The following is a 13,792-nucleotide window of genomic DNA, read 5'->3' as shown; positions in this document are numbered from 1 at the left end:
CTTTTTCTTTTGGGGCTTTCCTGGAGCCGAGGCTTTCGCCCCGGTGCGCCCTGTTACTTCTTCAGGTCGAAGCGGTCCAGCTCCATGACCTTGACCCAGGCAGCGACGAAGTCCTGATAGAACTTCTGCTCGTTGCCTTTCTCGGCATAGACCTCGGCCACGGCGCGCAGAACAGCGTTGGAGCCGAAGACCAGATCCACGCGGGTGCCGGTCCACTTCTTGGCGCCGCTCTTGCGGTCCACGCCTTCGTAGTTGCCATCTTCCAGGGGCTGCCACTGTGTGCCCATGTCCAGCAGGTTGATGAAGAAGTCGTTCGTCAGCTTGCCTGGAGTCTGGGTCAGCACGCCGTGGTTGCCAGCGGTGTTGATGTTGATGGCACGCAGGCCGCCGATCAGCACGGTCATCTCGGGGGCCGTGAGCGTCAGCAACTGGGCCTTGTCGATCAGCAGGGCTTCGGCGGGTGCCGGGAAACGTCCTTGCAGGTGGTTGCGGAAGCCGTCGGCCTTGGGCTCCAGCGGCGCGAAGGATTCGGCATCGGTCTGCTCGTCGCTGGCGTCGCCGCGGCCGGGAGTGAAGGGCACGTTGATCTTCACGCCAGCATCTGCTGCCGCTTTTTCAACGCCCGCGCTCCCGGCCAGCACGATCAGGTCGGCCAGCGAGATGCGCTTGTCGCCCTCGGCAGCCTTGTTGAACTCGCGCTGGATTTCCTCGAGCTTGCCCAGTACCTTGGCCAGCTGCGCAGGGTTGTTGGCTGCCCAGTCCTTTTGCGGAGCCAGGCGGATGCGGGCACCGTTGGCGCCGCCGCGCTTGTCCGAACCGCGGAAGGTGGAGGCCGAGGCCCAGGCCGTGGCCACCAGCTCCTGCACAGACAGGCCCGATGCCAGCAGCCTGGCCTTGAGGGCGGCCACATCGGCGTCGTTGACCAGTTCATGCTTGAGAGCGGGGATGGGGTCTTGCCAGATCAGCTCTTCCTTGGGTACTTCAGGGCCCAGGTAACGTGCACGCGGTCCCATGTCGCGGTGGGTCAGCTTGAACCAGGCGCGGGCAAAGGCTTCGGCAAAAGCCTGTGGGTTTTCGAGGAAGCGGCGCGAGATCTTCTCGTAGGCCGGGTCCATGCGCAGCGACAGGTCGGTAGTCAGCATGGTGGGCTTTTTGTTGGGACCGCCGTGCGCGTCGGGGATGACATCGCCAGCATCCTTGGCCACCCACTGAATGGCACCGGCAGGGCTTTTTTCCTGCACCCATTCGTACTTGAACAGGTTCTCGAAGAAGAAATTGCTCCACTGTGCAGGAGTCTGGGTCCAGGTCACTTCCAGGCCGGAGGTGATGGCATCGCCGGCCTTGCCGGACTTGAAGCTGCTGGCCCAGCCCAGGCCCTGGGCTTCCAGGCCGGCGGCTTCGGGCTCGGCGCCCACATGGCTGGCGGGGCCCGCGCCATGGGTCTTGCCGAAGGTGTGGCCGCCGGCGATCAGCGCCACGGTTTCCTCGTCATCCATGGCCATGCGGGTAAAGGTGTCGCGGATGTCATGCGCGGCCGAAAGGGGGTCGCCGTTGCCGTCCGGGCCTTCGGGGTTGACATAGATCAGACCCATCTGCACGGCGGCCAGCGGGTTCTCGAGGTCGCGTTCGCCACTGTAGCGGCTGTGCGGGTTCTGGGTGGGCGCCAGCCATTCCTTCTCTGCACCCCAGTACACGTCCTGATCGGGTTCCCAGGTGTCCACGCGACCGCCGCCGAAGCCGAAGGTGCGAAAGCCCATGGTTTCCAGTGCGACGTTGCCGCACAGCATCATCAGATCGCCCCAGGAAATCTGGTTGCCGTATTTTTGCTTGATCGGCCACAGCAGGCGGCGCGACTTGTCGATGTTGACGTTGTCAGGCCAGCTGTTGAGCGGCGCAAAGCGCTGCTGGGCGCGGCCCGCGCCGCCGCGACCGTCCTGAATGCGATAGGTGCCGGCTGCGTGCCAAGCCATGCGGATGAACTGGGGGCCGTAGTGACCGAAGTCGGCAGGCCACCAGTCCTGCGAGTCGGTCATCAAGGCACGCAGGTCGCGCTTGACGGCTTCATAGTCCAGCTTCTGGAAAGCCTGGGCGTAGTTGAAGTCTTCACCCAAGGGGTTGCTTTTGGCGGAGTGCTGGCTCAGCAAATCCACGCGCAGCTGATTGGGCCACCAGTCCTTGTTGCTGGTGGCGTTGCCTGCGGCGGCGGTTTCGCTGTTCTGTCCTTGGTGGAAGGGGCACTTGGATTCAGTAGTCATGGGGCTCTCCGTTTCAACGATCCGACAGGTCGGTAGGTCCAGGAAACAGATATCAATCAATGATTGATATCAATCAATTCAACTCAATAGCTATTAGCGATTGGTTGAGATGAATTATCGATGCGCGGCTGGCCTGAAGGGCGTGTTGTGCTATTGAAATTACTAAGCAGCGCCATAGGAAGAAATATGGGTCGAGTCCTTGGCCGACGGGAAGTCGGGCGAGGAGACTGCGCAAAGTGACTGAGATGCTGACGTTTTGAGCGTATGCGAGGCGACCGGTTTGCACAAGCAGGGGCGAGCAAATCAGGTGCTTGACCTACCTGTGTCATCTGCGTCTGCGGTTTATCCGGCCACCAGTTTGTGTACCAGATCGGCCGCCGTGGAAGCGCCGTATTTGCGCATCAGCCGGGCGCGGTAGATTTCCACGGTGCGATGACTGATGGCCAGTGCCTTGCCGATTTCCTTGCTGGTCATGCCTTCGAGAAGACGTGCGGCGACTTCGCGCTCGCGGCCCGTGAGCTCGGCCTTGACGGGGCGATGGGCCGAGAGGTCCTCGAAGCTCCAGATGCCCGAGGCATGTGGGTCGTTGCGGTCCAGCGTGCGCCCGCTGACATGGCACCAGAACACCTCGCCATTGGCGCGCTTCATGATGCGGTTGTCGGAATAGATGCCCGTGGTGTTCAGGATGGGAGCGATGCGCGCGCCCAGGCGCTCGTATTCGTCAACGCTGGGGTATAGCACCTGGAACGTCTGTCCTATGAGCACTTCGCGCGAGGCATGGAACATTTCACACAATTGCCGATTACAGTCAATCATGATGCGGTTGCGCGAGATGACGAGACCTACAGGGGCGGCATCGAACGCCAGCCGGTAATCCACAACCATGGTACTGCTCTTTACGAAAAACTACTTACTCAAGTACGTAGTATCGTAGCGCATCCAATTTCAAGGAGACATGTGTGAAAAAGCTCTACCCATCCGCAGAAGCGGCGCTGCAGGGCGTGGTGGCCGACGGGCAATTGATGGCCGTTGGCGGCTTCGGCCTGTGCGGCATCCCCGAGGCCCTGATCGATGCGGTTTGTGCCAGCGGCGTCAAGAACCTCACGGTGGCATCCAACAACGCCGGCGTGGACGGCTTTGGCCTGGGCAAGCTGCTGGACACCCGCCAGGTCAAGAAGATGATCTCCAGCTACGTGGGCGAGAACAAGGAGTTCGAGCGCCAGTACCTGGCCGGTGAGCTGGAGCTGGAATTCACGCCCCAGGGCACGCTGGCCGAGAAGATGCGCGCCGGCGGTGCGGGCATTCCCGCCTTCTTCACCAAGACCGGTGTGGGCACGCTGGTGGCCGAGGGCAAGGAATTGCGCGAGTTCGATGGCGAGACCTATGTAATGGAGCACGCCATCGTGGCCGATGTGTCCCTGGTCAAGGCCTGGCGCGCAGACAAGAGCGGCAATCTGCAGTTCCGCCTGACGGCGCGCAATTTCAACCCTGCGGCAGCCACCTGCGGCAAGGTCTGCGTGGTGGAAGTCGAGGAGCTGGTGGAAGTGGGCGAAATCGCTCCCGACGACATCCATCTGCCCGGCATCTATGTGCACCGCATCGTGCACAACGCCAGTCCCGAAAAGCGTATCGAAAAGCGCACCGTGCGCGAAGCCTGAACCATGGTGGATTCGTCCTATTCGCCCGAGGCTGCCGCCCAGGCCGACGTACCGATCTTTCGTGCGCTGGCTGCGCAGGAGCTTGAGCAACTGGAGCGCGAACGCTTGCTGGTGTGCCAGGTCGCGGCCCGTGAGCTGGGGCTGAGCGACTGGAGCATGGACCGCTCGGGTCTTGCGCAGTTGCAGCAGTTGCTCGATCGCGGCCTGGTATCGGCCGACAACCTGCTGCTGGCCCGAGGATTGGGTGTGGTGCTGGGTGACGCGCTGAGCTGCGAAATGGACGATATGGACTGGCATATGGTGAGCGACGAGTGGGGAACCGACCCCGTTGTGCGCTATCGCGAAACCAGCATCCAGGTGGGGGCTCGCGACATGGTCCTCAAACGGCTCGAAGACGGTCAGAGCGTCGATCTGCTGCACTTGCTCGATGGTGTGATGGCGCACCTGCAGCCCATGATCGACTCTGGCGACTACCAATAACGTCAATCAAGATTTATTCAGGAGGCTCTTATGCCCTGGACCCAAGACCAGATGGCCGCGCGCGCGGCCAAAGAACTCGAAGACGGTTTCTACGTCAACCTCGGTATCGGCATTCCCACGCTGGTCGCCAACCACACGGGCGACAAGGAAGTGTGGCTGCAGTCCGAGAACGGCATGCTGGGCATCGGCCCCTTCCCGACCGAAGACCAGGTCGACGCCGATCTGATCAATGCCGGCAAGCAGACCGTGACCACGCTTCCCGGCTCGGCCATCTTCGGCTCCGACCAGTCGTTTGCCATGATCCGCGGCGGCAAGATCAATCTGTCCATTCTGGGGGCCATGCAGGTGTCCGAAAAAGGCGATCTGGCCAACTGGATGATTCCCGGCAAGATGGTCAAGGGCATGGGCGGAGCCATGGACCTGGTGGCGGGCGTCAAGCGCGTCATCGTGCTCATGGAACATGTGGCCAAGAAAAAGGACGGCACGACCGACCTGAAGATTCTGCCCAGCTGCACTCTGCCGCTGACGGGTCTCGGCGTGGTGGATCGCATCATCACCGATCTGGGTGTGATGGACGTGACACCCGAAGGCCTGAAGCTGGTGGAGCTGGCCGAGGGTGTGAGCTTTGACGAGATCCAGTCCAAGACGGGTGTGACGCTGCTGAAATAAGTGGCGCTGCGCTCCTGGCAAGAACCGCTGCGGCGGTTCTTTTTTTATGCCTTTTCTGCGGAATCAGCAGAATTAATAGCTGCCGGAGTCGATAGGACAAGCGATGTAAGCTGTTTTTGCTTTAATTGTGGCCCACAAATTATTGCAATCTGCAACAATCGAGTTTGATTGAGCAGACAGAAAAAGAGCGCTTTGATGAGTGAGAACGCTGGTGCGCAGGGGCACGAGACCGATGTACATTTTTTGCGCGCAGTCACCGATATGGCCGAGCATACGGAGGTCATGACAGGCGATGCAATCTATACCGACAAGGGCATGAAATTGGTGGACAAAGGCACACGTGTTGACAGTCGTCTCTATGACCGTCTGGTCATGCACAAGCTGCGTGACCCGATCGATGCCAACCTGATCACGGGCGACCTGGTCGACGTGGCATCCCTGGTCGCTCTGGCGCGCCAGCAATGCGAGCAGGTCGATCTGCTGCATCGCATGGTGGCGTCCATCGGCGATGTCGAGCGTCTGCTGGCACCGCTCAAGAGCTTGCTGCTGCCCCAGGCCATTGCCTTCAAGCTCACCGTCATGCGCGAGCAGCGCACCGACCTCTACCAGCACAGCCTGCAGATGACGCTGGTGGCGATCTTTCTGGCGCTCAAGAACGGCTGGACCGAGCGCGAATGCGTGCCGCTGGCCACGGCCGCGCTGTTGCACGACGTGGGCATGCTCTATATGGACCCGGTCTGGACCGACCCGGACCACCGCCTGAGCGGCGAGGAACGCAAGCATCTGGTCGCGCATTCCGTCACCGCCATGCTGGTGGTGCGCAGCACGGAACTGTATTCGCGCGCCGTGGAAATCGCGGTGCTCGAGCACCATGAGCGCATGGATGGTTCCGGCTATCCGCGCGGCATCAAGGGCAACGCCATTTCGCCCATGGGGCAGGTGCTGCTGCTGGCCGAGGTGGTCTCGGCCTTCTTCGAGAAATTCACGGACATGCCGGGCCAGCGTCTGTCGCTCATGCTGCGCATGAACCACAAGAGCTATCCGGCCGATCTGGTACACCTGATTCTGCCGCTGCTCTACGACGAAATCAGTCCCGGCAAGCCGCTGGCGCCGCTGCAGGCCGAGTTCTCGCACAGCATCGCGGCGCTGGAGGCCGCGCTGCGCAAATGGAGCGAGCTCAGGCGCGAGTTTCCCGAGCACTGGCAGCAAATGCCCGATGCGCAGGCGGCGGTGTTCGTGGAGACCAGTCTTGCACAACTGCAGAAACAGCTGGCCGAAGCGGGCTCCCACCCCAGCCAGCAGCTGGATGTGCTGAGCTACCTCAAGGATGACGCCCTGGGCATGAGTGAGCTGGCCCTGGTCAACCGCGAGGCCTTGTGGCAGCTGCAGGCCATCATGAACGACTGCCAGCGCCGCTGGCCCACGCTGGGGGAGGGCGGCTCCACGCTGGAAGTTGCCGTGGCCGAGTGGTGCGAGGCCTGCGCCCAGCTGATGCCGCAGGCCGGCCGAAGCTCGGCCATGAATGTCGACAAGCAGTCGCTCAATTGAGGGCGTTGACTGCGAGTTTTGCCCGCGGCGGCTGTCCTCAAGTTTGATAGCTGCAGGCGCTTGATTGACGGGCGCTACATGGGTATTTCTTCAAGACTTTGTGCATCACGCCGCAGCGCGGCGTGCTTTGCCGCGTCTGTTGGCAGCATCTCGAAAAAGTATTTTTGATAGCGCGTGATGCCCGATCAACAAGGGTAGGCTGCATCTGCTACTGGCCTTAGGGCTTTGTTTTGCGCGGAAATTCTGATAACTGTATATTTGTACAGTATTTGAGAATATTCCTATGCACACCCAGTCCCAGACATATTTGGCCCGTCCTGGCTCACAGCCAGGCATGACGGAGTCTGTCCGGCAGGAGGCTGGTGCAGGGCAGGGCGCGCGGCGGGGTCTGCAAGCTGCGGGCCACCCGCATTTGTCTGCCATACAGATTCCCGGCGTCTGGCGCGGCACGGACTGGCAACTGGATGCCTGCCGGAATGTCTGGCCCAGTGGCCATGCGGCGCTGGACTGCGAGCTGCCCGGTGGCGGCTGGCCCGGCAATGCCTTGATTCAGCTGCAGCAACCCGCGCACTGCCATGCGGAGTGGGCCTTGCTGTTGCCCGCGCTGGCCGCAGGAGTGCGGCAGCATGCGGCTTCGCGCGGGGATACGCGGATGGGGCAGCTGGTGCTGGTGGCTCCGCCCTATCTGCCCTTCGCCCCGGCCTTGCAGGCCGCCGGCATTGACGCGAAGCGGCTGTGCGCGGTGCAGCCGGGGCGCAGTGCCCAGGATCTGGCCTGGGCCTGCGAGCAGGCGCTGCATTGCCGGGATGTGCTGGCGGTGCTGGCCTGGTTGCCCGAACTTCCCACTTCCACGCTGCGCCGCTTGCAGCTGGCTGCCGCTTCGCAGGGGCGGCCTCTGTGGCTATGGCAGGAGTCGCAGGCCGAACCGTGCAGCTCTCCCGCCGCATTGCGGTTGAGGCTGGAGAGAGTCACGACAGTCTCCGCTGCCCAGCAGGCGCCGGGTTTGCAGATACAGATACTGAAGCGCCGTGGGCCTTTGCTGGAGCGCCCCATACAGCTGCCGCTTTCGCAGTGGGCCTGGCAGCCCGTGTTGCAGGCACAGGCACAAAGACATGCGCGCCAGAGCGAGGAGGCTGCCATGCTCATGCAAGGGCGCATGACAGCCGCAGCTCCTGCAACGGCCTCGCCTTGGATGACGGAGGCATGAGATGGGCAGTGCAGAGCACTGGATAGCCTGGCCTCTGGCCTGCCTGAGCGAGTCAAGTCCGGTGCCCGAGAGTGCCTGCTGGTGGGCGCTGGAGTTTTCGCCGCGTGTGGCCTTGCTCGAAGACGCCTTGCTTATGGAGACCAGCATGGTGCAGCGTCTTTGGGGCGGGACTGAGCCCTTGCTGGCGCGGCTGGACAGTGCTTTTGCGCAGGCCTGCCAGGCCGGTTTCCATGAGTCAGAGGGCGGGGATGCGGCATTGCAGCCGCTGCGGGGGCAGGGAGGCACGGCCTGGCAGGCATTGGCACGGCTGCGGCTGCAGCAGGGCCGGCCTTGCGGCTCCGTCCCTGTTCTTTTGTCCGTGCCTGAGTCATCGCTGCATGCCGATGCGCTGCCTCTATGGACGCTGAGCGCCCTGGAGCAGCACAGCGCCGTGCTGCTGCGCCTGGGCTGCCGGTGCTGGGGCGATGTGCGCGCACTGCCGCGCGCGGGGCTGTCGCGCCGCATTGGAGCCAAGGCTCTGCGTGCGCTCGACGAGGCCTATGGTCTGCTGCCCCAGCCGCTTGACTGGCTGCAACTGCCTCAGCAATTCGAGCTGCGCCATGATCTGGGTTATCCAGCCCACCATGCCGATGCCGTGCTCCATGCCGCGCAGCCGCTGTTGCGCGCGCTGCAGTCCTGGCTGCAGGCCCGTCATCATGCGGTGCTGGCACTGCAATTGCGCTGGCACCATGATCTGCGCCGTATCGACGGCCAGGAGCTGCCGGCCTGGGAATCGCTTGTCATTCGCACGGCCCAGCCCACGCAGGGCATGGCGCATCTGCAGCGCCTGCTGCGTGAGCACCTGGGCCAGCAGCGCTGGCGCGCACCCGTGGACATGCTGGAGTTGCAGGCGCTGGATACGGTTCCCTGGGCGGCCGAGCCGCTGAGCTGCCTGCCTGCCGCCCAGGGCCAGAGCCCGTCGGACAGTCTTGCCTGGCATGAATGGGTGGAACGCCTGAGCGCCCGCTGGGGCGAGGAGGCCGTGCAGATGGTGCAGCCGCTGGCTGACCACCGCCCCGAGCGCATGCAGCGCTGGCAGGCTGCTGCGCCTCTGCTGCAGAGCAAGAATCCTGCTGCAAGAGACGAGACCCAGGCTGGAGCAGGAGCGCAGCTCAGGCAGCAAGGCACGCATCGCGGCCGTCAGCCCGGCTGTGCCGACCCCTGGCAAGCCCTGTGGCCGCCCTGGTTGCTGTCCAAGCCCCAGGCCTTGCCCGTACAGGGCAATCGTCCCCAATGGCATGGGCCGTTGCAGCTCAGGGCTGGTCCCTACAGACTTGAGTCCGGCTGGTGGGATGCTGCTGGTGATGCGTCTGCCAATGCCCAGGTCGGCGCGCCTGCCGGCCTTGCCGAGCGTGACTATTTTGTGGCCTATAACGCCGTGGTCGGACATGTCTGGATTTACCGCGAGCGCGTCCGTAGCGAACACCTGATGGGCATGACATCTAGCCCTGCCAGCTGGTTCGCGCAAGGCATGTATGGCTGAGCTGATCATGGCCGAGCCGCCCGCTCCCGCTCTGCGGCTGGCGGGGCCGCCGCCTGCTGTGATACCGGCCAGTCCCGTGGCTCAAGGCATGGGCAGGGGGCCGCTGGCCTATGCCGAGCTGCACTGTCTCTCGCATTTCAGTTTCCTGCGCGGTGCTTCATCGCCTGCCGAGCTGGTGCACCGGGCCAAAAGCCTGGGCTATGCGGCGCTGGCGCTGACCGACGAATGCTCGGTAGCCGGTGCCGTGCGCGCCTTTGAAGCGGCGCGGGACTGCGGCCTGCATCTGATCCATGGCAGCGAATTCGCCTGGGGGCCGCTCAGGATTGTGGTGCTGGTGCGTGATCTGCAGGGCTGGGGCAATCTCTGTGAATTCATCACCGCTGCACGCTGCCGGGCTGACAAAGGGGAGTATCTGGTCGATGAATCCAGCCCCTGGCAGCTGCTGAATCAAGGCTGCGAGTGCCTGCTGCTGCCGCAGCGCGGGAAGCTGGATGCATCGGATTTGATAGCTGTAACTGCTTGCCTGGAAAGTGTTTCGGGCTATCTTGATGCTGAGAACCTCTGGCTGGGTGTGGAGCTGCACCTGGCGCCAGACGACAGCCTGTGGCTGCAGACCCTGCAGCAGGCGGGCGCGGCGCTGGGGCTGCGCTTGGTGGCCTGCGGCGATGTCCATATGCATGCGCGCTCGCGCAAGCCCCTGCAGGATGTGGTCACGGCGATACGCCTGGGGCGCACCGTGGCCGAATGCGGCTTTGCGCTGCAGCCCAATGCCGAGCGGCATCTGCGCTCGCGTCTGAGGCTGGCTTCGCTCTACCCCAAGGCCATGCTGGAGGCGACGCTGGAGCTGGCCGGGCGCTGCAGCTTCAGCCTGGACGAGATCCGCTACCACTATCCGAAGGAGAGCGTGCTGGATGGCATGACGGCCACGCAGACCCTGGCCTGGCTGACCTGGGAGGGCGCGGCGGGACGCTATCCCCAGGGCATTCCCAAGAAGGTGCGCGATCAGTTGCACAAAGAATTGGCACTGATCGAGGACAAGAAGTACGAGATGTACTTTCTCACCGTGCATGACATCGTGCGCTATGCGCGCAGCGTCGGCATTCTCTGCCAGGGGCGTGGCTCGGCGGCCAATTCTGCGGTCTGCTACTGCCTGGGCATCACCGCGGTAAACCCGCATGGTGGCAATCTGCTGTTCGAGCGCTTTATCAGCAAGGAGCGCGGCGAGCCGCCCGATATCGATGTGGACTTCGAGCATGCGCGGCGCGAAGAGGTCATCCAGTACATCTACGGCAAATATGGGCGCGATCGCGCCGCGCTCACGGCCGTGGTCAGCTGCTGGCGCAGCCGCAGCGCGCTGCGCGATGTGGGCAAGGCGCTGGGCCTGCCGGCCGATCTGATCGATGCCCTGGCAAAGGGGCAGTACTGGTTCAGCGAGCATGCCCAGGCGCAAGCACAGGCGCATGCCGAGACGGCGGATTCGGCAGAGGAGGACCAGGCGCCCGAAGCACTGCCCGAAGACTGGGTGCAGCGCAAGCTCCAGGAAGCCGAGGTGCTGGCACGCGAAATGAATTGCGCAGTGGGCGTGCATCGACTGCGCCTCTGGATAGAGCTGGCCTGGCAGCTCAAGGACAGCCCGCGCCACCTCAGCCAGCATGTGGGCGGCTTTGTGCTGACCGAGGGCAAGCTCACGCGTCTGGTGCCCGTGGAGCCTGCCACGATGGCCAAGCGCTCCGTCATACAGTGGGACAAGGACGATCTCGATGTCGTGGGCCTGCTCAAGGTCGATGTGCTGGCCCTGGGCATGCTCACCATGTTGCGCAATGCCTTGATCGAGCGCGCCCGTTGGCGTGGCGAGCCATGGGAGCTGCACCAGATTCCACAGGAGGATGCCGCGACCTACGAGATGATTTGCCAGGCCGATACCGTGGGTACTTTCCAGATCGAAAGCCGCGCCCAGATGAGCATGCTGCCGCGCCTGCAGCCGCGCACCTTCTATGACTTGGTGGTCGAGGTTGCCATCGTGCGCCCCGGCCCGATTCAGGGCGGCATGGTCCACCCCTATCTGTTGGCACGCGAGCGTGCACGCCGCAAGTTGCCGCTCAAGCTGGAAAAGCTGGAGCTCGAAAATGCGCTCAAACGCACCTTGGGTGTACCCATTTTCCAGGAGCAGGTGATGCAGATCGCTATCGATGCTGCCAAGTTTTCGGCCGGCAAGGCCGATGAACTGCGCCGCTCCATGGCGGCCTGGAAGCGCAAGGGCGGCGTACACAAGTTCGAGCGCCCGTTGATCGACGGTATGGTGGCGCGTGGCTACAGGCTGGAATTCGCTCAGGCCATCTTTGCGCAGATGCTGGGCTTTGGCGAATATGGCTTCCCCGAAAGCCATGCCTACAGCTTTGCGCTGTTGGCCTATGCGAGCGCCTGGCTCAAGCGCCATGAGCCGGCCATCTTTCTGCAGGCGTTGCTCAATGCCCAGCCCATGGGCTTTTATTCGCCGTCCCAACTGGTGCAGGATGCGCGCCGGCACGGAGTGCGCGTGCTGCCGGTCGATGTCTGCCATAGCCATTGGCATTGCACGCTGGAAGGCCCTCTGCAAGCCATGCGCGGTGTGGCCCAGCCCCAGCCAGCCGTGCGCCTGGGGCTGAACCGGGTTGCCAGGCTGGGCAAGGCCGCAGCGCTGCGAATCGAGGGCGAAGCTGCGCAGGCTGCCTGGAAGGACGTGAGCGATCTGGCCATCCGGGCCCGGCTGGACAAGGCGGATATGGAAGCCCTGGCCGCGGCGGATGCGCTGCGCAGCCTGGCCGGTCACCGCCGCCAGCAGATGTGGGATGCTGCTGCGCAGCTCAGTCTGCCGCCCATTTTTGCGCAGGCCGCCATTCATGAGCCGAGGCTTGAGCTGCCCCAGGCCGCCGAGGGCGAGGAAATCATGTTCGACTATGCCGCCACCGGCCTGAGCCTGCGACGCCACCCGCTGGCCTTGCTGCGTCCCAGGCTGGCGCGCCATGGGCTGAAGACCGCTGCCGAGCTGCGTCATATGCTGCCAGGCCAGAAGGTTCGCGCTTGCGGCATCGTTACCGTGCGCCAGCGCCCGCCTACCGCCAACGGCACGCTGTTCATCACGCTGGAAGACGAAACCGGTGTCATCAACCTGGTGGTCTGGAGCCAGACCTTTGCCCGCTGGCGCTCCGCGTTGCTGGCCTCGCGTCTGCTGGCTGTGGAGGGCATCTGGCAGCGCAGCACGGCCCCGCAACTGGAAGCGTCGGAATCAGCAGAGGATATGCCTACGGCACAGAAAGGGGAGGAACCTGCGGTTCGTCATCTGGTCGTGATGAAGGCCAGGAATGTGACCCGCTGGCTGGGGCGGTTTGCCGAGGTCGGACTGAACAGCCGGGATTTTCATTGAGCCCGCCGAGGCCGGTGCGCGCTGGCCGCTGCGAATTCAGGGCGCGGCCGGCAGCTTGGCATGTTGCAGCGCATGTTCAATGAGCTTTTCCACGGCCCTGCTGCCCGGTACGGTCGAGTGCACCAGTGCTATGCCCACATGAAAGCCGGGCGGGTTGTCCAGCAAGGGCAGGCATTTCACGCCGCGTGGCTGAACAAGATGCGATACGCCTGCAACCAGCCCCACCCCCAGACCGGAAGCCACCAGGCTCATGATGGTCTGCACCTGCATGGCCTCCTGGGCGATGCGAGGGGTGAAGCCCGATTGCTGGCAGCGTAGCTTGGCCAGCGCAGCGAGGCTGGGTACCGTGTCCTGCGGATACATCACAAAGGGCTCGTGCGCCGCCTCGGACAGAGCGATGGCATCGCGCTGCGCCAGGGGACTGCTGTCAGAGACGGCCAGCACGAACTCGTCCTGATCCAGCGGCGTGAGTTCAATACCTTCATCGAGCTCCAGCACGGGGTAGCGAAGCAGGCCGGCATCAAAGCGCCGGGTTGTCAGCCCTTCCAGGATTTCGGCACTGGTCGCTTCATAGAACTCCAGTCCCACCTTGGGGTAGCGGTCGCGAAACGATGGGATCAGGCGCGGCAGCAGTTCGTAGGTGGCCGAGCCGACAAAGCCCAGCCGTATCAGGCCGCCCACGCCTTCCCTGGTATCGCGCACAGCCTGGCGACATTGCTCGGCATGAAACAGGGTGGCACGAGCGCTCTCCAGCATGGCCTTGCCGGCAGGCGTCAGCACGACGCCGGTGCTGGTGCGATCGAACAGGGCGCTGCCCAGCTCCTCTTCCAGCTTGCGAATCGAGATGGACAGCGGCGGCTGAGCCATATGCAACTGCTCTGCGGCACGGTGGAAGTTGCCGGTTTCGGCCAGAGCGATGAACTGGTTCAGTTGCTTCAGATTCATTGATATTCAATGGATATCAGAAATGAAATTTTTAATATTAGACATTAATTTTGCGCTTGCCTAAAGTGAGCTCACAAGAAAAACACGGCAGCAATTCCGTATCAG

The 13,792-nt window shown here is 63.3% G+C and carries 10 protein-coding genes; 7 read left to right on the top strand and 3 right to left on the bottom strand.

Features of this window, described 5'->3' with window-relative positions; genetic code table 11:
* Nucleotides 1-53: 53 nt before the first annotated feature.
* Nucleotides 54-2,255 carry a catalase/peroxidase HPI gene (gene katG / locus ACLBXN_RS09720; RefSeq protein ID WP_447611982.1) on the bottom strand — a complete coding sequence of 734 codons (2,202 nt, stop codon included), beginning with the start codon at nt 2,253-2,255 and terminating at the stop codon, nt 54-56.
* Between the two features lie 342 nt (nt 2,256-2,597).
* Nucleotides 2,598-3,140, bottom strand: coding sequence for a PAS and helix-turn-helix domain-containing protein (locus ACLBXN_RS09715; protein WP_003055436.1), 543 nt, complete (start codon nt 3,138-3,140; stop codon nt 2,598-2,600).
* A gap of 74 nt (nt 3,141-3,214) precedes the next feature.
* On the opposite strand from ACLBXN_RS09715, the gene ACLBXN_RS09710 reads away from it, so the two are divergent.
* The 7 genes from ACLBXN_RS09710 to dnaE all read left to right on the top strand — a co-directional run bounded on the left by ACLBXN_RS09710 (nt 3,215) and on the right by dnaE (nt 12,742).
* On the top strand, nt 3,215-3,913 hold the full coding sequence (locus ACLBXN_RS09710) for a CoA transferase subunit A (protein ID WP_003055435.1): 699 nt from the start codon (nt 3,215-3,217) through the stop codon (nt 3,911-3,913).
* A gap of 3 nt (nt 3,914-3,916) precedes the next feature.
* On the top strand, nt 3,917-4,393 hold the full coding sequence (locus ACLBXN_RS09705; protein WP_447611981.1) for a DUF3806 domain-containing protein: 477 nt from the start codon (nt 3,917-3,919) through the stop codon (nt 4,391-4,393).
* Nucleotides 4,394-4,423: 30 nt separating this feature from the next.
* The gene (locus ACLBXN_RS09700) at nt 4,424-5,062 is read left to right on the top strand and encodes a 3-oxoacid CoA-transferase subunit B (protein WP_003055433.1); all 639 of its coding nucleotides are present in this window, start codon (nt 4,424-4,426) and stop codon (nt 5,060-5,062) included.
* 195 nt (nt 5,063-5,257) lie between these two features.
* Nucleotides 5,258-6,610: an HD-GYP domain-containing protein gene (locus tag ACLBXN_RS09695; RefSeq protein ID WP_343678596.1), complete on the top strand. Its 1,353-nt coding sequence runs from the start codon at nt 5,258-5,260 to the stop codon at nt 6,608-6,610.
* Between the two features lie 283 nt (nt 6,611-6,893).
* Nucleotides 6,894-7,817 carry a translesion DNA synthesis-associated protein ImuA gene (gene imuA / locus ACLBXN_RS09690; RefSeq protein ID WP_447611980.1) on the top strand — a complete coding sequence of 308 codons (924 nt, stop codon included), beginning with the start codon at nt 6,894-6,896 and terminating at the stop codon, nt 7,815-7,817.
* A 1-nt stretch (nt 7,818) separates the two neighbouring features.
* A complete protein-coding gene (locus ACLBXN_RS09685) occupies nt 7,819-9,339 on the top strand; it encodes a Y-family DNA polymerase (RefSeq protein WP_447611979.1) in 1,521 nt (506 codons plus the stop codon).
* Nucleotides 9,332-12,742, top strand: a complete 3,411-nt coding sequence (gene dnaE / locus ACLBXN_RS09680; protein WP_447611978.1) for a DNA polymerase III subunit alpha — start codon at nt 9,332-9,334, stop codon at nt 12,740-12,742. Before ACLBXN_RS09685 ends, dnaE begins: the two co-directional genes overlap by 8 nt.
* Before the next feature lie 36 nt (nt 12,743-12,778).
* On the opposite strand, the gene ACLBXN_RS09675 is transcribed toward dnaE, so the two are convergent.
* Nucleotides 12,779-13,687: a LysR substrate-binding domain-containing protein gene (locus ACLBXN_RS09675; protein ID WP_343678600.1), complete on the bottom strand. Its 909-nt coding sequence runs from the start codon at nt 13,685-13,687 to the stop codon at nt 12,779-12,781.
* Nucleotides 13,688-13,792: the final 105 nt, after the last annotated feature.

Source organism: Comamonas sp. C24C (genome assembly GCF_053345995.1).
Note: the sequence above shows the minus strand (reverse complement) of the source record. Positions and strands in the feature narration are given on the sequence as shown.

Excerpts from the sequence above, each read along its gene's own strand:
- katG (WP_447611982.1), bottom strand. The coding sequence starts at position 2,255 with ATGACTACTGAATCCAAGTGCCCCTTCCACCAAGGACAGAACAGCGAA.
- ACLBXN_RS09715 (WP_003055436.1), bottom strand. The coding sequence starts at position 3,140 with ATGGTTGTGGATTACCGGCTGGCGTTCGATGCCGCCCCTGTAGGTCTC.
- ACLBXN_RS09705 (WP_447611981.1), top strand. The coding sequence starts at position 3,917 with ATGGTGGATTCGTCCTATTCGCCCGAGGCTGCCGCCCAGGCCGACGTA.
- ACLBXN_RS09700 (WP_003055433.1), top strand. The coding sequence starts at position 4,424 with ATGCCCTGGACCCAAGACCAGATGGCCGCGCGCGCGGCCAAAGAACTC.
- ACLBXN_RS09695 (WP_343678596.1), top strand. The coding sequence starts at position 5,258 with ATGAGTGAGAACGCTGGTGCGCAGGGGCACGAGACCGATGTACATTTT.
- imuA (WP_447611980.1), top strand. The coding sequence starts at position 6,894 with ATGCACACCCAGTCCCAGACATATTTGGCCCGTCCTGGCTCACAGCCA.
- ACLBXN_RS09685 (WP_447611979.1), top strand. The coding sequence starts at position 7,819 with ATGGGCAGTGCAGAGCACTGGATAGCCTGGCCTCTGGCCTGCCTGAGC.
- dnaE (WP_447611978.1), top strand. The coding sequence starts at position 9,332 with ATGGCTGAGCTGATCATGGCCGAGCCGCCCGCTCCCGCTCTGCGGCTG.
- ACLBXN_RS09675 (WP_343678600.1), bottom strand. The coding sequence starts at position 13,687 with ATGAATCTGAAGCAACTGAACCAGTTCATCGCTCTGGCCGAAACCGGC.